This is a genomic window from Pseudomonas sp. JDS08PS003, assembly GCF_045013505.1.
GTDB lineage: Bacteria > Pseudomonadota > Gammaproteobacteria > Pseudomonadales > Pseudomonadaceae > Aquipseudomonas > Aquipseudomonas protegens_B.
The window spans coordinates 295,858-314,672 of record NZ_CP120724.1; the positions used below are offsets into that span (position 1 = coordinate 295,858).

General features: G+C 62.4%; 20 protein-coding genes and 1 tRNA gene. 16 read left to right on the plus strand and 5 right to left on the minus strand.

The features are described 5' to 3' along the window. Positions 1-189: a hypothetical protein gene (locus P7C00_RS01340; protein ID WP_346634037.1), complete on the plus strand. Its 189-nt coding sequence runs from the start codon at positions 1-3 to the stop codon at positions 187-189. An 18-nt stretch (positions 190-207) separates the two neighbouring features. Here the strand turns inward: P7C00_RS01340 and P7C00_RS01345 are convergent, their stop codons facing one another. The 3 genes from P7C00_RS01345 to P7C00_RS01355 all read right to left on the minus strand — a co-directional run bounded on the left by P7C00_RS01345 (position 208) and on the right by P7C00_RS01355 (position 1,758). Then, on the minus strand, positions 208-672 hold the full coding sequence (locus P7C00_RS01345; RefSeq protein ID WP_346634038.1) for a hypothetical protein: 465 nt from the start codon (positions 670-672) through the stop codon (positions 208-210). After that, positions 656-1,507, minus strand: coding sequence for a hypothetical protein (locus tag P7C00_RS01350; RefSeq protein WP_404938020.1), 852 nt, complete (start codon positions 1,505-1,507; stop codon positions 656-658). The genes P7C00_RS01345 and P7C00_RS01350 overlap by 17 nt, the downstream gene beginning before the upstream one ends. Positions 1,508-1,681: 174 nt before the next feature. After that, positions 1,682-1,758, minus strand: a tRNA-Arg gene (locus P7C00_RS01355). A 188-nt stretch (positions 1,759-1,946) separates the two neighbouring features. Between P7C00_RS01355 and P7C00_RS01360 the strand changes: the two genes are divergently transcribed. From P7C00_RS01360 to P7C00_RS01400, 9 genes are all read left to right on the plus strand, one after another. Further along, positions 1,947-2,489, plus strand: a complete 543-nt coding sequence (locus tag P7C00_RS01360) for a sigma-70 family RNA polymerase sigma factor (protein WP_346634040.1) — start codon at positions 1,947-1,949, stop codon at positions 2,487-2,489. Positions 2,490-2,607: 118 nt separating this feature from the next. After that, a complete protein-coding gene (locus P7C00_RS01365; RefSeq protein ID WP_011058560.1) occupies positions 2,608-2,835 on the plus strand; it encodes a RebB family R body protein in 228 nt (75 codons plus the stop codon). Positions 2,836-2,859: 24 nt separating this feature from the next. Further along, complete coding sequence (locus P7C00_RS01370; protein WP_346634041.1) at positions 2,860-3,522, plus strand: hypothetical protein; 663 nt, start codon at positions 2,860-2,862, stop codon at positions 3,520-3,522. A gap of 146 nt (positions 3,523-3,668) precedes the next feature. Beyond that, positions 3,669-4,178, plus strand: a complete 510-nt coding sequence (locus tag P7C00_RS01375) for a hypothetical protein (protein ID WP_346634042.1) — start codon at positions 3,669-3,671, stop codon at positions 4,176-4,178. A gap of 112 nt (positions 4,179-4,290) precedes the next feature. Then, positions 4,291-4,605: a RebB family R body protein gene (locus P7C00_RS01380; RefSeq protein WP_025128569.1), complete on the plus strand. Its 315-nt coding sequence runs from the start codon at positions 4,291-4,293 to the stop codon at positions 4,603-4,605. Between the two features lie 55 nt (positions 4,606-4,660). Beyond that, entirely contained in the window at positions 4,661-4,975 is a 315-nt protein-coding gene (locus P7C00_RS01385) for a RebB family R body protein (RefSeq protein WP_092318458.1), read from the plus strand. Positions 4,976-5,353: 378 nt separating this feature from the next. Then, the gene (gabD, locus tag P7C00_RS01390) at positions 5,354-6,796 is read left to right on the plus strand and encodes an NADP-dependent succinate-semialdehyde dehydrogenase (protein ID WP_102882696.1); all 1,443 of its coding nucleotides are present in this window, start codon (positions 5,354-5,356) and stop codon (positions 6,794-6,796) included. A gap of 177 nt (positions 6,797-6,973) precedes the next feature. Next, positions 6,974-8,251, plus strand: coding sequence for a 4-aminobutyrate--2-oxoglutarate transaminase (gene gabT, locus P7C00_RS01395; protein ID WP_346634043.1), 1,278 nt, complete (start codon positions 6,974-6,976; stop codon positions 8,249-8,251). Between the two features lie 142 nt (positions 8,252-8,393). After that, positions 8,394-9,608, plus strand: coding sequence for an HDOD domain-containing protein (locus tag P7C00_RS01400; RefSeq protein ID WP_404938021.1), 1,215 nt, complete (start codon positions 8,394-8,396; stop codon positions 9,606-9,608). 98 nt (positions 9,609-9,706) lie between these two features. Here the strand turns inward: P7C00_RS01400 and P7C00_RS01405 are convergent, their stop codons facing one another. Together P7C00_RS01405 and desA are read right to left on the minus strand one after the other, a co-directional pair. Then, the gene (locus P7C00_RS01405; protein WP_404938022.1) at positions 9,707-10,699 is read right to left on the minus strand and encodes a GGDEF domain-containing protein; all 993 of its coding nucleotides are present in this window, start codon (positions 10,697-10,699) and stop codon (positions 9,707-9,709) included. A gap of 187 nt (positions 10,700-10,886) precedes the next feature. Then, the gene (gene desA, locus P7C00_RS01410) at positions 10,887-12,071 is read right to left on the minus strand and encodes a delta-9 fatty acid desaturase DesA (RefSeq protein WP_346634046.1); all 1,185 of its coding nucleotides are present in this window, start codon (positions 12,069-12,071) and stop codon (positions 10,887-10,889) included. A gap of 146 nt (positions 12,072-12,217) precedes the next feature. Between desA and dibA the strand changes: the two genes are divergently transcribed. The 6 genes from dibA (at position 12,218) to P7C00_RS01440 (ending at position 18,538) form a co-directional block, all read left to right on the plus strand. Continuing rightward, positions 12,218-14,137, plus strand: coding sequence for a phosphodiesterase DibA (dibA, locus tag P7C00_RS01415; protein WP_346634047.1), 1,920 nt, complete (start codon positions 12,218-12,220; stop codon positions 14,135-14,137). Between the two features lie 198 nt (positions 14,138-14,335). After that, on the plus strand, positions 14,336-14,518 hold the full coding sequence (oscA, locus tag P7C00_RS01420) for a sulfur starvation response protein OscA (protein ID WP_022643503.1): 183 nt from the start codon (positions 14,336-14,338) through the stop codon (positions 14,516-14,518). 157 nt (positions 14,519-14,675) lie between these two features. Beyond that, positions 14,676-15,686 carry a sulfate ABC transporter substrate-binding protein gene (locus tag P7C00_RS01425; protein ID WP_346634048.1) on the plus strand — a complete coding sequence of 337 codons (1,011 nt, stop codon included), beginning with the start codon at positions 14,676-14,678 and terminating at the stop codon, positions 15,684-15,686. A 155-nt stretch (positions 15,687-15,841) separates the two neighbouring features. After that, positions 15,842-16,660 carry a sulfate ABC transporter permease subunit CysT gene (gene cysT / locus P7C00_RS01430; protein WP_346634049.1) on the plus strand — a complete coding sequence of 273 codons (819 nt, stop codon included), beginning with the start codon at positions 15,842-15,844 and terminating at the stop codon, positions 16,658-16,660. 12 nt (positions 16,661-16,672) lie between these two features. Next, a complete protein-coding gene (gene cysW / locus P7C00_RS01435; protein ID WP_346634050.1) occupies positions 16,673-17,545 on the plus strand; it encodes a sulfate ABC transporter permease subunit CysW in 873 nt (290 codons plus the stop codon). Between the two features lie 3 nt (positions 17,546-17,548). Next, positions 17,549-18,538 (plus strand): sulfate ABC transporter ATP-binding protein, encoded by a 990-nt coding sequence (locus P7C00_RS01440; RefSeq protein ID WP_346634051.1) that lies wholly within the window; start codon positions 17,549-17,551, stop codon positions 18,536-18,538. Positions 18,539-18,815: the final 277 nt, after the last annotated feature.

Below are 18,815 nucleotides of genomic sequence, written 5' to 3' on the forward strand. Positions count from 1 at the left end.
ATGGCACCCCGCATCGACCGTATAGCGGCAATGTTGAACTGCCCGATCAAGGGCGCGGATATCCGTCAGGCCATCAAGGAAAGTCGCAAGGACTTCGGCCTTGAAGAGGCTGAAGAGGGCGACGATCTAGAGGCGCCGGACGATGCCGAGCCATTGGAGCAGGATGCTGCAGCCGCCGAGGATGAATGATCCCGGCGGCCGCCGGGTTCAGCTGTAGGGCAAGGCGGGCAGGTCGATGAACTCGGCGCAGGCACCGTCCGCGGTCATGCGCCGGGCCCGTTCCGGCAGCAACCGGGCGTGGTTTTCCACTTGCCAGCGATACCAGCTCAGGCGCTGGACGATGCGCCGCCGGCAAGGCTCCGGCAACTGCGCCAGCAGATCACTGCTGTCGGGCGCCCAGCGGGTCCGGGTCGAGTAATAGCCGAACAGGTTTTCCCGCAGGCCGAAGCAATCCTCGATGGTTTCCACGACGCTGTACACGTAGAGCTCGAAGGCGCTGCTCAGCTGTTGTGCGCCGTCGGCGTGGTCCCGCAGGTAAGCGAAGATCCCCGGCCAGTTGATGCAGTACAGGTGCTCGTCCCAATCGCCGTCCCGGGTCAGGTACGGGCCCTGGCCGCGAAAAAATTGGGGTATCTCCTGACGCTCCAGGGCCTCTTCAAAGTTGCTTTTCATCTGCTGTTCCCTTGACGTCAGTGATGCTCACGGACAGCGCCACGCATTCGATCACGCAGTCCAAACCGATTTCCAGGCGCAGGTGATAACCGGGGTTGAGGCGGGTGAGTTGGGTGCGCATGCCCCCGTCGAACCGGCTGCCACTGGCGGCCAGTTCGCTAATGCCCCGGACGTTGAGCCGCAAGCTGCAATGGGTTGGGGCCTGGCTCGCCGGCCAGTTGCCAGGTACGGACAGCCGCCCCAGAGCTCCGGACAAGCGCAGGCTCAGTTGCTCGTCTTGAAACACTGGGCCAGGGGTGTTCAGGTCATAGGGTGTGGCCGCCTCATTGAAGACCGCTCTCCAGGCCTCGCTGTTGTCGATGCTGAACAGCCAGTCACGGGGGGCCCGGTCCCGAGCGGGGATCGCCCGGCACTCTGCCAGTGAAGGTAACTGCGCGCGGGTCAGGTCTTCGTGCCACAGCTCCCGGGCCGCGATCAGCAGACGCTGGAAGAAGTCCCGACTGTCGTCGAGCACCCCCGGCCAACTGCTGGGCCATTGATCGTCCTCGTAGTCATCCTCGCTGGGCTCCCAGACCTGTTCGAAGTCGTAGTCCGGATCATCCAGGGCCGCTTGCAGGACCTCTACCAGCCGTTGTCGATGACGGAAATTTTCCTGGGGATAGTCCCGCGCCAGCACGTAGTGGCGGATCAGGTATTCACGGTCTTCGGGATCATTGGGGTTGTAGCGGCTCAGTTCGGCATTGAGTGCCGCAGGCATGTCATAGCCCATGAAGCAGGTGACCCAATGACGTACTGCTGGCTCGAAGGGTGGGTTGAACGGCGGATGGTGCAACATGGGGACCTCCTGTCCGGGGGGCTGCGAATGTAGCAAGTTGCGCCCCACCGGGACAGCCTCCAATTGCGAGGTGACGTCCTGGATCAGGTGGTTAATGAGGCTTCTGCCGGCAACGCCGGTACACGGAAACAAAAAAGCCCCAGGTCATCAGACCTGGGGCTTTCTCGTTAAAGCTGGTGCACCCGGCGGGATTCGAACCCACGACCCCTGCCTTCGGAGGGCAGTACTCTATCCAGCTGAGCTACGGATGCAGTGCGGGCGACATCATACCTATGTCGACTCGAGGCGTCCACGCCGGCTTGCATCCCTTTTCCATGGCCCTGCGCAATCCCCGGAAACCCGGGCCGTAGCGGTAGTTTTTCCCGCTGCATCGGCCGTTCGGCCCAGCGCACCCTGCAGCCATATCCGTGCAGTCACGGGGCACAGGGAGGTGCGAGAGATGAATTGTTCCATGCAAGACGGCCTGCAGGCAGCGCTGGCGGACCATCTGTTCGAGGAGAGCTGGAAGGCGGTGCTCCCCGGGTTGCAGCGCCGCGCCCGGAAGCTGGCGCGGGGCAATGCCGATGGCGCCCAGGAGTGGCTGGCGGCCACGGCGATCAAGGCGCTGCTGTTCTTTCGTCGTTCGCCGGAGCGGATTCGCGACCCTCAGGGTTTTCTGTTCCTGATCCTCGATCATGTGTTTGTCGACAGTTGCCGCCGACGGGCTCGGGAGCAGCGCCTGTTCGTGGATTTCGCCGATTTCGAAGAGGACCCTCTGCAGCAGTTGGAGGCCCCGCAGATGTCGGTGCTGGAGCAGGTGGAGTTGCTGGAAACCCTGGCCCTGTTGAGTCGACGGGTGGCGCAATTGCCCCTCAAGAAGCGCCGACTGTTTGAACTGAAGTTTGTCGACGATTTGCCCTATCCACACATTGCCGCCGAGCTGGGAATGAACCAGCCCTTGGCGCGCAAGCATGTGCAGCTGTTACGGGCGGCGTTGCGTTGAAGCATCCGCAAGATTCACAGCAGGCCCGCTGGGGCGTTCTTGTTCAGTGAGCCTGTTTTCGACGCTGTAGCCGGCGCCGCCGTCCCTGCGGTGGGCCATTCCATCTAAGGAGAGATGTATGCCAGATCCAATGGTCAACTCGCAGATCACCGATGCCGTCACCCAGACCAACGTCAAGGTGGTGGCCGAAGCCCCGGCCCAGGCCATCGCCTCGTTGTATCAGGTGGCCAGTCACTCGGCGGGCCTGTCGTTGCAGAACGCGGTCAACAGCCAGCAGGCGCTCAATCAGATTTCCAACGCGGTGGTGTCCAAGGCCGTGGCGCTGATCATGGCGATCGGCGAGTAGGGCTGATAGCCCGGGAGAATCGTCATGGCGTGGTTCAAGAAGAAAACCCCACCCGCAGCCGCGGCCGATGAATCCGCGAGCGCGGCTGCCGGGCCCGGTATGGCGGCTGAAACGGCCGCCTCTCAGGCGGCGAGTGAGCCCGCATCGACGGGCACCGATTCGGCGCCCGACCCTGCGTCAGCACCGCCGCCCGCCGCTGCAGCGCAACCTTCGGTGATGGAGACGATGAACGCGCAGTTGCTGAAGCAGGCCGGCACGCCCAGCACCGACAGCACCGATGCCCTGAACAGTCAGATCGTCCAGGCGGTGCAGTTCACTAATGCCCAGACCTTCAGCTATGCCCCGGCGCAGATCGCGATAGCCCCCGACATGATGATCAGCCAGGCTGCCGGCCTGGTGGCGCAGTCGGCCGCGGGGTATTTCGACGGGGTCAGCAAGCTGGCCCTGGCAGCTCAGGCGGTGCTGCTCAAGCAGATGACCGAGAACATCGTCAAAGAGAACGTGAAAGGCGCCGCCGAGGATGCGCTCGGCGTCCTCGCCACCGACCTGATGGTGGGCGCGGCGGCCGCGGTGGCCGCCGCTGCGGGCGCCATGGAAGCCGAAGCTGCGAGTGTGGCCATCGACAAGATTGACGCCAGTATCGCCAAGTACAGCGCCACCCTGGCCAATCGACCGTCGTCATCCTGAACACGTCCCCCGGGCGCGCAAGGCGCTCGGGGGGGATGTGTCCGAGAGGCGTGTGTCCATGCGTCCTCTCTTGTCACCCCTGGCGTTGAAGTTCGACGGACCCGGTGCCCAGCCCTTCAACGTCATTCATCAATAAGGAGCATGAAATGGCGAATGAAGACCCCAAGGCGGTAGCGACGATCCTCAGTTTTGCCGAAACCTATTTGAAGCGCCCGTTGACCGTTGTCGAACGCCAGGTGCTGGAGGCCTTTGTGCAGAACAAGTCGGTGGATCTGGTCCAGGCCTCGCAGAACAGCATTGATCAGGCCCGTCAGCGTGCCCTGGATGTGATTCAGGCGGACGAGCAACGCACCCGGCAGCTGATCGAGCAGTTGGCCGGACCCGCAGCCCCCGGTCCCGACAATCCCCAGACCCGTGACCTGCTGCTTCAGCAATTGCTTAGCGCGGCCGGCTCCCAGGCGCAGGTCCAGGCCGCGGCTTCTGCCCCTGCTCCGGCGTCACCGCCCCCGGCCCCGGCGGATGATCCGGCGCTCAAGGCATTGATCGGCACCCTGGTACAGCAGGAGGTGAAAGCCGCCATCGAAGCGCGAATGGCCGAGCTGGCGCAAAAGGTCGAGGACACCCTCAAGCAGGTGACTGCCGGCAGTGGGCAATAAGCCCCCCCTGAAATAAGCCGAGGGTCCCAGGCCCCACGGTTCACAGCAAAACGACTGCCACGTTCACTCAATGACACGGAATGCTCCGTGTACTAACAAAGGAAGTTGAGCCATGCCACTTGTAAACGAACAAATCACCGATGCCGTCACCCAGACCAACGTCAAAGTCGTCGCCGAAGCGCCGGCCATGGCGATGGGCACCATCTACCAATCCATGGCCCAGGCCACCGCGATCCTGTTCCAGAACTCGGTCTCGGCGCAGCAGCAACAAAACACCCTGGCCCAGGCCGCGACCAACCAGGGCGTGATGCAGATCTACAGCGTCGACACCACCGCCGGCGCCGCCGCGACCGAGAAGGTTGCCCAGGGCGGGGTCTCCGACAACCTCACCAGCCTGCTGACAGTACTCAAGTCCTTCCAGGGCTGAGTGGCTGAAAGGCTGATCCCCCGTTGAACTTTCCTGCTAAAAAAATGGAGTTTTTATGAGCACAGTCAGTCCGCAAATCACCGATGCCGTCACCCAGACCAACGTCAAGGTCGTTGCCGAAGCACCGGCCATGGCGATGGGTACCGTCTACCAGTCCATGGGCCAATCCGTGGCCATCCTGTTCCAGAACTCGGTTTCGGCCCAGCAGCAGCAAAACACCCTGGCCCAGGCCGCGACCAACCAGGGCGTGATGCAGATCTACAGCGTCGACACCACTGCCGGTGCGTCGGCCACCGAAAAAGTCGCCCAGGGCGGCGTGGCCGACAACCTCACCAGTCTGCTGACGGTGCTCAAGTCGTTCAGTAGCTGATCCTTCCTCTGGCGTCACGCCAACGCCCCCGCGGTCTGCAGGCCCCGGGGGCGTTGTCTTTTGCCCGGCAGCATGGGAGGTTGGTGCGGATTTTTTACCGCTAGGCGCCTTTACGTTCTTTTTTTCGAACAGCCTATTGTCCTTTACCCCCGTTGACCCTAGGATTCGTTTGAGATTTCAAACGCTCTTGCCTGGGTGCCCAAGCGCACGTCTATCCTTGTGTGCGACATTTTCGTGCTTTTACCCAGTGAACGATTTTCCTGACGGCAGCTTTGTCCAAGGCTTGCAGACGCGCCAGCGCGGTCCATGCCTGACAGGGCGCCTTTTTTACAATCACAATTCGCCCCGCGTATGCGCGGTGCTGTTAAGGAAGCCGACATGCAGCTCAAAGACGCCCAGTTGTTCCGCCAACAAGCCTTCATCGATGGAGCTTGGGTCGACGCGGACAACGGTCAGACGATCAAGGTCAACAACCCCGCTACCGGTGAAATCCTCGGTACCGTACCCAAGATGGGCGCCGCCGAAACCCGCCGCGCCATCGAAGCCGCCGACAAGGCCCTGCCGGCCTGGCGTGCCCTGACCGCCAAGGAGCGCGCCACCAAGCTGCGCCGCTGGTATGAATTGCTGATCGAAAACCAGGACGACCTGGGTCGCCTGATGACCCTGGAGCAGGGCAAGCCGCTGGCCGAAGCCAAGGGCGAAATCGCCTACGCCGCCTCCTTCATCGAATGGTTCGCCGAAGAAGCCAAGCGCATCTACGGTGACGTGATCCCTGGTCACCAGCCTGACAAGCGCCTGATCGTGATCAAGCAGCCGATCGGCGTGACCGCGGCCATCACCCCGTGGAACTTCCCGGCGGCGATGATCACCCGTAAAGCCGGCCCGGCCCTGGCCGCCGGTTGCACCATGGTCATCAAGCCCGCTTCGCAAACCCCGTTCTCGGCCCTGGCCCTGGTGGAACTGGCGCACCGCGCCGGGATTCCGAAAGGCGTGCTCAGCGTGGTTACCGGCAGTGCCGGCGACATCGGCGGCGAGCTGACCAGCAACCCGATCGTGCGCAAGCTGTCGTTCACCGGCTCTACCGAGATTGGTCGCCAACTGATGGCCGAATGCGCCAAGGACATCAAGAAAGTGTCCCTGGAACTGGGCGGTAACGCGCCGTTCATCGTGTTCGACGACGCCGATCTGGATAAGGCCGTCGAAGGCGCGATCATCTCCAAGTACCGCAACAACGGCCAGACCTGCGTCTGCGCCAACCGCCTGTACATCCAGGACTCGGTCTACGACGCCTTCGCCGAGAAGCTGAAAGTGGCCGTGGCCAAGCTGAAGATCGGTAACGGTCTGGAAGAAGGCACCACCACCGGCCCGCTGATCGATGAAAAAGCCGTGGCCAAGGTCCAGGAACACATCGCCGACGCCCTGAAAAAAGGCGCGACCCTGCTGGCCGGTGGCAAGTCCATGGAGGGCAATTTCTTCGAGCCGACCATTCTGGTCAACGTGCCCAAAGACGCTGCCGTGGCCAAGGAAGAAACCTTCGGCCCGCTGGCGCCGCTATTCCGCTTCAAAGACGAAGCTGAAGTCATCGCCATGTCCAACGACACCGAGTTCGGCCTGGCTTCGTACTTCTATGCCCGCGACCTGGGTCGTGTGTTCCGCGTGGCCGAGGCTCTGGAGTACGGCATGGTCGGGGTCAACACCGGCCTGATCTCCAACGAAGTGGCGCCGTTTGGCGGCATCAAGGCCTCGGGCCTGGGCCGTGAAGGCTCCAAGTACGGCATCGAGGACTACCTGGAAATCAAGTACCTCTGCCTGGGCATCTGATTTCGCTTCAAGCGCAGAGGGCACGAGAGCGCTGTCCCTTTGCGCCGCTGTAAAAAACGTAATTTTCAAGGTGGCCCGGGAAGGCTCCGGCAGTCGATCATCGCATGCTGTCGCAGGCGCTTCCTCGCCCCGCAACCCTTGAATCACACCGCTGTAGCAGCGGTGAATGAGGACACTATGAGCAAGACCAACGCATCCCTGATGAAACGCCGTGAAGCCGCTGTACCGCGCGGTGTTGGCCAGATTCACCCGATCTTCGCCGACAGCGCGAAGAACGCCACCGTCACCGACGTTGAAGGCCGCGAATTCATCGACTTCGCCGGCGGCATCGCCGTGCTGAACACCGGTCACGTACACCCGAAAATCATCGCCGCGGTGACCGAGCAGCTGAACAAGCTGACCCACACCTGCTTCCAGGTCCTGGCCTACGAGCCTTACGTGGAACTGTGCGAGAAAATCAACGCCAAGGTTCCAGGTGACTTCGCCAAGAAAACCCTGCTGGTGACCACCGGTTCCGAAGCCGTGGAAAACGCCGTGAAGATCGCCCGTGCCGCCACTGGCCGCGCCGGCGTGATCGCCTTCACCGGCGCCTACCACGGCCGCACCATGATGACCCTGGGCCTGACCGGCAAAGTCGTGCCGTACTCGGCCGGCATGGGCCTGATGCCAGGCGGCATCTTCCGCGCGCTGTACCCCAACGAACTGCATGGCGTGAGCATCGACGATTCCATCGCCAGCATCGAGCGCATCTTCAAGAACGACGCCGAGCCACGTGATATCGCTGCGATCATCATCGAGCCGGTACAAGGCGAAGGCGGCTTCTACGTCGCGCCCAAAGAGTTCATGAAGCGCCTGCGCGCCCTGTGCGACCAGCACGGCATCCTGCTGATCGCTGACGAAGTGCAGACTGGCGCCGGCCGTACCGGCACCTTCTTCGCCATGGAACAGATGGGCGTTGCCGCCGACCTGACCACCTTCGCCAAATCCATCGCTGGCGGCTTCCCGCTGGCCGGTGTCTGCGGCAAGGCCGAATACATGGACGCCATCGCTCCAGGCGGCCTGGGCGGTACCTACGCCGGTAGCCCGATTGCTTGTGCAGCCGCTCTGGCGGTGATGGAAGTGTTCGAAGAAGAGCACCTGCTGGACCGCTGCAAGGCCGTGGGCGAGCGCCTGGTCAGCGGCTTGAAAGCCATCCAGGCCAAGTACCCGGTGATCGGTGAAGTGCGTGCCCTGGGCGCGATGATCGCGGTCGAGCTGTTCGAGAACGGCGACAGCCACAAGCCGAACGCCGCTGCTGTGGCGCAGGTCGTGGCCAAGGCTCGCGACAAGGGTCTGATCCTGCTGTCGTGCGGCACCTACGGCAACGTACTGCGGGTTCTGGTTCCACTGACCTCGCCGGACGAGCAGTTGGACAAAGGCCTGGCCATCATCGAAGAGTGCTTCGCTGAACTCTGAGTTGACGGTGTTGTGACCTGATCGACAAAAAAACCCGCTTCGGCGGGTTTTTTTCATCCCCAGGCGGTCCATAGGGGATTTGCGCTGTATGGAAGCCCGCGCATTGACTAAGGTGCAAAGGATTGCCTAGGGAGCGTGCTGCATGACCGCTGTTGATTTACCCGCTGTACCTCGTGTGCTGATTGCCGAGGCCGATCCCTGGTCCCGCGATTTGCTCAAGCAAGTGCTACTCAACGTTCGCTGTGACGCACGCCTGGATCTGTGTGCCGACGGTCAGGAAGCCCTGGAACTGTTGAGCGCCAAACCCTATGACCTGATCATTGCCGACTGGGAGTTGCCGGGCATCGACGGTCTCGCCTTGCTGCGCTCCGTGCGCCAGCGCACGCGCAACCCATTGCAGCCATTCATTTTGCTCAGCGTGCGCAGCGACAGTGCCAGCGTGCGCGAGGCCTTGCCTCTGGCGCCCACTGCCTACCTGACCAAACCCTTGAACATGGAAGGCCTGACCCAGCGTCTGCAGGGGCTGCTGCTGGATGCTGGCCAGGAGGTTTCCTGCGAGGTGCCGACCCTAGCCCCGGGCATGACCCTGTGGACCTTTCTTGAACGCCGTCGCGAGATCGCCGACGGCGCCCCGTTGCTGACCGATGTGCAATTGGCGGTCAAGCGCAGCCTCAACCCCGACGGGCTGGACCTCAAGCTGCTGGAGGAGGAGATCCGCACCGACCCCCAAATCACTGCCGTGCTGATCTGCGCCGCCAACAGTGCTGCGCAACACAATGGTGAAGGCGTACAGACCCTGTCCCAGGCCCTGCACCGGCTGGGTACCGGGCAGAGCATGAACCTGATTCTCGGCCTGGCCCTCAAGCGCAGCGCGCGCCTGAGCGATCCGGCCCTTGCGGACTATGCCGAGCGCTACTGGGAGCTGTCGCTGCACACGGCGGAATATGGTCGGACCCTGGCCCGCCTGCTGGACCTGGATCAGGAGCGTTGCTATTGCGCGGGCCTGTTGCACCGCCTGGGCGACCTGGCGTTGCTGCGCTGTCTGCAAGAGTGGCAGCAGGCCGGTGGCGAACTGGATGAGCAGGAAGAAATCGGTGATGCCCTGGAGCGCTTCGGTGCCGCCTATGGCTCGGCGCTGCGCACCCGCTGGCGCATGCCGCTGGAACTGCGTGAACTGATCGCCTCGATCTACCAGTTGGGCGGCGGCGTCTATTCCCGCGAAGCCCTGGTGATGAACCTGGCGGCGCAACTGGCACGGCTGACCGAACATGAAGGCGTGGAAGAGGTGGCTCGCAGCAAGACGGCGCGTCTGCTGAAAGTCGGCTTGCCGGAGCTTTCCCGCCTGCGCAAAGGCTGAACCGCCGTAGGAACCGGCTTGCCGACGAAGGGGCCTTCGAGCTTTGTGCAAGCCTCAGGAGTGCCTTCGCTGGCAACCCAGCTCCTACGGGATGGCGGTCAGCCGCTGACGATGCGGTTCTTGCCCTGACGCTTGGCTTCGTACATGGCCGTATCGGCGCGGGCGAACAGGCTGTCGAGGCTTTCGTCTTCCCGCCGCAGGCTGGTCAGACCCTGGCTGACGGTGATGCTGAAGACCTGACCCTGGTGGCTGAAGCTCTGGCGCTGAATCTCCCGCTGCAGGCGCTCGGCGACCTGGCGTGCCATGTCCGCGGCGCACCCTGGAAACACCGCAGCAAACTCTTCACCGCCGATGCGTCCGAACAGGTCGCCCCGACGCAGTGCTGCACGTCCGCTCTCGGCAATGCGCTGCAGAACGATGTCGCCTTCGGGATGGCCGTAGGTGTCGTTGACCACCTTGAAATCATCGATATCCAGCAACAGGAAGGCCAGGGGCGAGCCCTGCAATCGGGCCTGTTCGAACTCGCGGTTGGCACACTCGAAGAAGTGTCGGCGATTGCTGCTCTGGGTCAGCACGTCAGTGGTGGCCAGGCGTTGCAGCTCGGCCTCCAGCTGTTTCTTGTCGGTGATGTCTTCGGCGATGCCCACCACGATCAAGCGTTGGCCGGGCTCGGCATTGCGGTTGATGAAGCACTTGTCGCTGAGCCAGCGCACCTGGCCTTCGGCGTCGATGATGCGGTATTCGCGATCTTCCACCGCGCCCTTTTCCAGCACTTGGGCCAGGCTGCGCTCGGCGTATTCGAGGTCATCGGGATAGATGCTGTCGCGCCATTGGTTGTAGTCCGCCAATAGCAGGCCTGCGGGGCGCCCGAAAATGCGCTCATAGGCTGGGCTGACATAGAGCACCTGGCGATGTTCCCAGTCATAGGCCCAGAGCACCGCGTTGACGCTGACCAGCAAGGAGCTGAACAGCTGCTCGCGCTCGGTCAGGCGAGCGACTTCGCCCTGTGCGTGCATCAGGGCCATCAGGGTTTGCGCGGCCTCGGGCCACTGGGGAAGCGAAGATGGAATGTGTGGGTTCTTATTGACCATCGGCACAGATCTCAAAGGGCGTGCCGCGCCAAGTTCGACAGCGGCTACAACCAAGCCCGCCTGGGTGGCGAAGTGTTGCTTGAGATAGGGGATCGGACGCTAAGTTCCCGGCCGTGACGGCGATACTGCGAGCGCCCGCCAGACGGTCGGAGCCGCCCCTCGCCAGCCTGTGGCGAGGGGCTTTGGCTTAGGCTGCGTTGGGGCGCAGGGAGTAGGTTTTCAGTTGATTGGCGAAGTCCCGCAGGGACTGGATACCGCTGGCCTCGGCCTCGTGGACCCAGTCCTTGATCGCCGCCAGCATGTCGTGGCCGTTGGCGCTGGTCTTGACCCAGATCTGTTGCAGGGCCAGGCGTTTCTCGTAGATCACTTTCAACGCCTGGCTGTGCTCCAGCATGTTCTGGATACGCAGGTGGTGACGGTCTTCCAGCAGGCTGGTTTCCCGGGACAGCAGGCGCTTGGCACGGTGGAACTGGTGGCGTACCGAGTGATCGACCTTGGCCAGCTCCTGCTTCACCAGCGGGCCGATCACCAGCTTGCGGTACTGGGCCATGATCTGGAACCGGTTGTTGAGGATGGCCATGGCGGTGTCCATGTCCAGGTGCCCCTTGCCTTCGACCCGGTGGGCGATGGGGGCCACGCGCTGGACCTTGGCCAGCCCCAGCAGGCTGAACAGCTTGATCCAGGCCCAGCCCATGTCGAACTCCCACTTCTTCACCGAGAGCTTGGCCGAGTTGGGATAGGTGTGATGGTTGTTATGCAGTTCTTCGCCGCCGACGATGATGCCCCAGGGCACCAGGTTGGTGGCGGCGTCGCGGCATTCGAAGTTGCGGTAGCCGACGGCGTGGCCCAGGCCGTTGATCACGCCGGCGGCCCAGAACGGAATCCACATCATCTGAATCGCCCAGATGGTGATGCCGATGGTGCCGAACAGCAGCAGATCGATGACCGCCATCAGCGCGATACCGCCCAGCTTGTAGCGGCTGTACAGGTTGCGTTCGATCCAGTCTTCCGGGCAGTTCTTGCCGTAGATACGCAGGGTTTCCGGGTTCTTGGCTTCTTCGCGATACAGCTCCGCGCCCTTGCGCAGCACCGTGGACAGGCCTTTGATCACCGGGCTGTGGGGGTCGTCGACGGTCTCGCACTTGGCGTGGTGCTTGCGGTGGATGGCGGTCCACTCGCGAGTGTTCTGCGCCGTGGTCAGCCACAGCCAGAAGCGGAAGAAGTGTTTCAGGCCGGCGTTGAGTTCCAGGGAACGGTGCGCGGAATAGCGATGCAGATAGATCGTGACCGCAACGATGGTCACGTGAGTCATCAACAGGGTGACTGCCACCAGTTGCCAGGCGGACAAGCCAAGTAAACCTTCATACCACATAGGCGATAAGGCCCTCGATAAAGAAAAAAACAGCTCAGGCATTATCACTAAGCTCACTGAGAAAACCAGTCGCCCTTTCAGATAAGAGTGGCGGAATGTTTCTTCCTCTATAATCCCAAACTTTTCGTGTGGAAATAGACGGGCTTATGTCGGTTTCTTATCGCAATGGTTTGCGTGCCGCGCTGCTTTACCTGCTGCTGTCATTGGTGTGGCTGCAGTTCAGTGGTTATTTATTGAGCAGTTTCTTCGATGAATTCGCTGACCAGGCCCACTGGCAGATGATCAGTGGTTACGTCTGGGCGGTGGTCAGCGCGGTGCTGATCTTCTTTGCCCGGGCGCGTTTGCTGCGGGTGCTGGGAGCCGACCGCTGGCTGCGCCATCAGCAGAAGGACCGCGAACGCCTGCGTCAGGCCGCAGCGGTATTCGACTGCACCCGCGAGGGCGTGCTGGTGAGCGATACCCAAGGCCAGATCGTCCACGTCAATCGGGCCTTCATCGAGATCACCGGCTATCAGCGCGAAGAAGTGCTGGGTCGCCAGCCGAGCCTGTTCAAGTCCGGTCACCATTCGCCGGACTTCTACAAGGCGATGTTCGACTCGCTGCAGAAAACCGGCGAATGGAGTGGCGAAATCTGGAATCGGCGCAAGAGCGGTGAGATCTACCCGCAATGGCAGAGCATTCGCGCGATCCGCGACGAGCAAGGCGAGCTCACCCACTATGTCGCGGTGTTCTCCGACATCAGTGCCATCAAGGATTCCGAGCACGAACTGGCCCACCTGGCCCACCACGACCCCTTGACCGACCTGCCCAACCGCCTGCTGTTCACCGATCGCGCCGAACAGGCCCTGGCGTCGGCGCAGATCCACAAGCGCGGCTGCGCCATGCTGATGATCGACCTGGATCATTTCAAGATGATCAACGACAGCCTCGGCCACAACGTCGGCGACCAGTTGCTCAAGGCCGTGGCCGGGCGCCTGGGGGCCATGTTCGGCCCGGGCATGACCCTGGCGCGCCTGGGGGGCGACGAGTTCGCAGTGCTGGCGGAAAGCTGCCCGCAACTGGTGCAGGCCGCGGCCCTGGCCCAGCGCATCATCGACGGCCTCAAGGAGCCCTTCCAGCTGGGTGAACAGCAGGTGGTGATCAACGCCAGCATCGGCATCAGCCTGTTCCCCAGTGATGCCCTGAGCGCCAGTCAGTTGCTGCGCAACGCCGACGCGGCGCTGTTCAAGGCCAAGAGTGCCGGGCGCAACGGTTATGCCCTGTACACCGAAGAACTCACCGCCCATGCCCAGCAACGGGTGGAGATTGCCTTCGAACTGCGCCGGGCCCTGGAGCAGCAGGAGCTGCGGGTTTACTACCAGCCCGTGCACGATCTCAAGAGCAGCCGCCTGATCGGCGTCGAGGCCCTGGTGCGCTGGGAACATCCCGAACGCGGCCTGGTGTCGCCGGCGGAATTCATACCGATTGCCGAGCGCACCGGGATGATTGGCGAGATCGACGCCTGGGTCATGCAGCAGGCGTGTCGGCAGATGTGCCAGTGGCAGGCCGAGGGCGTGGTGCTGTCGTTTGTTGCAGTGAATGTCTCGACTCGTCTGTTCGCTCGCAGCGAGCTGTACCAGCAGGTGGCCCAGGTGCTGCACGACACGGGCCTGGATCCGGCCTACCTGGAACTGGAGGTCACCGAGAGCGCGGTCATGGACGATCCCGAAGTGGCACTGGAGCAGATGCACCGTCTGCGTGAACTGGGCATTCGCCTGGCTATCGACGACTTCGGTACGGGCTATTCCTCCTTGCTGCGGCTCAAGCGCCTGCCGGTGCAGAAACTCAAGATCGACCAGGGTTTTGTCGCCGGCCTGCCGTTCGATGAAGACGATGCGGCGATCTCCCGGGTGATCATCGCCCTGGCCCAGAGCATGGGCATGCAGGTTCACGCCGAGGGTATCGAGCAAGCGGAGCAGGCGCGGTTCCTGCTCGAACATGGCTGCGATCTGGGCCAGGGCTACTGGTTCGGAAGGCCGGTGCCCGCTGAACAACTGGTCTGGAGCAACGCTCCGCAGATCCGCTGATGGCCGCCCCTGTAGCCGTTGCGGCGACGGTTGCAGGGGGCTCTTGCGGCGTAAGCCCGTGTCCCGCCAAATAATTTCTTCTGGTTATATAAACATTCTTAAATAGTATTTTTAAGAATATCCGCGCCTATCTACTATTGCTCCCACGCCGCAAGCAGTGCCGCCACTGCCAGGCACATCTCACTCAGGAGCAGCACCATGAGCGCATCTCTACGTAGCGTTGACGGCCAGGACGAAGCAACCATCTTGCGGGAAATTCAAAGCGCCCTGCGCGACCTGCGTTTCGGTGCGGTGGAAATCACCGTGCACAACGCCCAGGTCGTGCAGATCGAACGCAAGGAAAAATTCCGTCTGCAGCAGCCCGGCAACAAACCCAGCTGAACGCCGCATCACCCTCTCGTGATCGAGAGGCCCGACTGGATAACCGGAGGGCGTCATCCATGACCCCCAGCCTGAACCCCAGCGTTCGCCCGCGAATGCGGGACTGATTCGCCATAAGAAAAATGCCAGCACATTAAAAAATTTCGGGAGCTCCATCATGTCGTCGATTCGCCGTTATGCCCTGGCCGCCCTCGCCAGTGCCGTTTTTGCCGGTTCCGCCGTTGCCAAGGATTACGAGCTGCTCAACGTGTCCTACGACCCGACCCGCGAGCTGTACCAGGACTACAACGCCGAGTTCACCAGCTTCTGGAAGAAAGAGCATCCCGGCGACAACGTGAAGATCCAGCAATCCCACGGTGGTTCCGGCAAACAGGGCCGGGCGGTGATCGACGGCCTGCGCGCCGACGTGGTGACCCTGGCCCTGGCCGGTGACATCGATGAAATCGCCAAGCTCGGCAAGACCCTGCCGGCGGACTGGCAGAAACGCCTGCCCGACGCCAGCACCCCCTACACCTCGACCATCGTGTTCCTGGTGCGCAAGGGCAATCCCAAAGGCATCAAGGACTGGGGCGACCTGATCAAGAAAGACGTCTCGGTGATCACCCCGAACCCGAAAACCTCCGGCGGCGCCCGCTGGAACTTTCTTGCCGCCTGGGCCTACGGCCTGAAAGCCGGTGGCAGCGAAGCCAAGGCTCAGGAATACGTGAAGGAGCTGTTCAAGCACGTGCCTGTGCTGGATACCGGTGCTCGCGGCTCGACCATCACCTTCGTCAACAACGGTCAGGGCGATGTGCTGCTGGCCTGGGAAAACGAAGCCTTCCTGGCCCTCAAGGAAGACGGCGGCGCCGACAAGTTCGACATCGTCGTGCCTTCGCTGTCGATCCTTGCCGAGCCGCCGGTGGCGGTGGTGGACAAGAACGCCGAGAAGAAAGGCAACACCGAGATCGCCGAGGCCTACCTCAAGCACCTGTACAGCCCGGCCGGCCAGGAAATCGCCGCGAAGAACTTCTACCGTCCCCGGGACAAGGACGTAGCCGCCAAATATGCCCAGCAGTTCCCCAAACTGGACCTGGTGACTATCGACAAGGACTTCGGCGGCTGGAAAACTGCCCAACCGAAATTCTTCAATGACGGTGGTGTCTTCGACCAGATCTACACGGCCCAGTAAACCCGACCCTCCGTAGGAGCTGGCTTGCCAGCGAAGGCGTCCTGAAGGGCAATGCACGACTTGCAGGCCCTTTCGCCGGCAAGCCGGCTCCTACAAGGTAGAGCCCGCATTCAGTTGCGGGTTTTGCGTATCGGTTCCGCTAACCAAGGACTCTTATGTCGCGTCGTATCTCCCCCGTCATACCCGGCTTCGGGCTGACGCTGGGCTACACCTTGGTGTACCTCAGCCTGATTGTGCTCATCCCCCTGGCGGCGATGTTCGTACATGCCGCGCAACTCACCTGGGAACAGTTCTGGGCGATCATTTCGGCGCCACGGGTGCTCGCCGCGCTCAAGCTGAGCTTCGGTACCGCGCTGTATGCGGCCATCATCAACGGCATCATCGGTACCCTGCTGGCCTGGGTCCTGGTGCGTTACACCTTCCCTGGGCGCAAGATCATCGATGCCATGATCGACCTGCCATTCGCCCTGCCCACTGCCGTGGCGGGCATCGCCCTGACTGCGCTCTACGCGCCCACCGGCCTGGTGGGACAGTTCGCTACCGACCTGGGTTTCAAGATTGCCTACACGCCCCTGGGCATCACCCTGGCACTGACCTTCGTCACCCTGCCATTCGTGGTGCGCACGGTGCAGCCGGTGCTGGCGGACATTCCCCGTGAAGTGGAAGAGGCCGCCGCCTGCCTTGGGGCCAAGCCCTGGCAGGTGTTTCGCCATATCCTGGTGCCGGCCCTGCTGCCGGCCTGGCTCACCGGCTTTGCTCTGGCCTTCGCCCGGGGCGTCGGCGAGTACGGCTCGGTGATCTTCATCGCCGGCAACATGCCGATGAAGACCGAAATCCTGCCACTGCTGATCATGGTCAAGCTCGACCAGTACGATTACACCGGCGCCACTTCCATCGGCGTGCTGATGCTGGTGGTTTCCTTTGTCCTGTTGCTGCTGATCAACCTGCTGCAGCGGCGCATCGAACGACCCTAAGGAGGCGCGAACATGTCCCAATCGTCTATTTCTGCAGCGTCCTCCGCCAACGCCGCCCGCCGTGGCAGTGCCACCTCGCGACGGGTGCTGATTGGCCTGGGCTGGCTGATTTTCGCCCTGTTCCTGCTGTTGCCGTTGTTCATCGTGGTGTCCCAGGGCTTGAAGCTGGGCATCGGTGCGTTCTTTGAAGCGATCTTCGAACCCGATGCTTTGTCGGCGTTGAAGCTCACGGTGATCGCGGTACTGATTTCGGTGCCCTTGAACCTGGTGTTCGGGGTCAGTGCCGCCTGGTGCGTGAGCAAGTACTCGTTCCGTGGCAAGAGCATTCTGGTGACCCTGATCGACCTGCCGTTCTCGGTGTCGCCGGTGATCGCCGGCCTGGTCTATGTGCTGATGTTCGGCGCCCAGGGCCTGTTCGGCCCGTGGCTTTCGGATCACGACATCCAGATCGTCTTCGCCTTGCCCGGTATCGTCCTGGCCACCATCTTCGTCACCGTGCCCTTCGTCGCCCGTGAGCTGATCCCGCTGATGCAGGAGCAGGGCACCCAGGAAGAGGAAGCCGCCAGGTTGCTGGGGGCCAATGGCTGGCAGATGTTCTGGCACGTCACCGTGCCCAATATCAAATGGGGCCTGATCTACGGCGTGGTGCTCTGTACCGCCCGGGCCATGGGCGAATTCGGTGCGGTATCGGTGGTGTCCGGACACATCCGCGGGGTCACCAACACCCTGCCGCTGCACGTGGAAATCCTCTACAACGAGTACAACCACGTGGCCGCCTTCGCCGTCGCCAGCCTGTTGCTGATCCTTGCGCTGTTCATCCTGCTGCTCAAGCAGTGGAGCGAATCCCGAATCAACCGCCTGCGCGCCAGCGCCGCGGAGGAATAAGTCATGTCGATCGAAGTCCGTAACGTCAGCAAGAACTTCAACGCCTTCAAGGCGCTGAACAGCATCAACCTGGATATCCACAGCGGCGAGCTGGTGGCGTTGCTCGGCCCGTCCGGCTGCGGCAAGACCACCCTGCTGCGGATCATCGCCGGCCTGGAAACCCCGGACGACGGCAGCATCGTCTTCCACGGTGAGGACGTTTCCGGCCACGACGTGCGTGATCGCAACGTCGGTTTCGTGTTCCAGCACTACGCCCTGTTCCGCCACATGAGCGTGTTCGACAACGTTGCCTTCGGCTTGCGCATGAAGCCCAAGAACCAGCGTCCCAGCGAGAGCAAGATCGCCGAGAAGGTCCATGAGTTGCTGAACATGGTGCAACTGGACTGGCTTTCCGATCGCTACCCGGAGCAACTGTCCGGCGGCCAGCGCCAGCGTATCGCCCTGGCCCGCGCCCTGGCGGTGGAACCCAAGGTGCTGCTGCTGGACGAACCCTTCGGCGCCCTCGACGCCAAGGTGCGCAAGGAGCTGCGACGCTGGCTGGCGCGGCTGCACGAAGACATCAACCTGACTTCGGTGTTTGTCACCCACGACCAGGAAGAAGCCATGGAGGTGGCGGACCGCATCGTGGTGATGAACAAGGGCGTGATCGAACAGATCGGCTCCCCGGGGGAGGTCTACGAGAACCCGGCCAGCGACTTCGTCTACCACTTCCTCGGTGACTCCAACCGCCTGCACCTGGGGGAGGACAACCACGTGCTGTTCCGTCCCCACGAAGTGTCGCTGTCGCGTTCGGAACTGGAAGACCACCACGCCGCCGAAGTGCGCGACATCCGTCCCCTGGGCGCCACCACCCGGGTCACCCTCAAGGTCGAAGGCCAGAGCGAACTGATCGAAGCCGAAGTGGTGAAAGACCACGACAGCCTGATCGGCCTGGCCCGTGGCGAGACCCTGTTCTTCAAACCCAAGGTCTGGCAGAAACACTCCAGCCTCTGACTCCAGCCGGCACCTCCTGCGAGCCCCACGTCTCGCAGGGGGCTGGCTTGCCAGCGAAAGCGTCCGCCAGGTTTGCAGCCGGTTTGGGGGCCTTTTCGCCGGCAAGCCGGCTCCTACGAGAATTGTGTCGAGTATTGAGGGAAGGTGATGGCGTTCGGCTATTGCTGCTAGCTCGATTCGATCTATGGCCCGTCCCCTGGCCGCAACATTCCTTATCTACGCTGGAAATGGTGCCAGGAGGGCGCAATTGAAGAGTCCATGAAGGACCGGCGTTCTG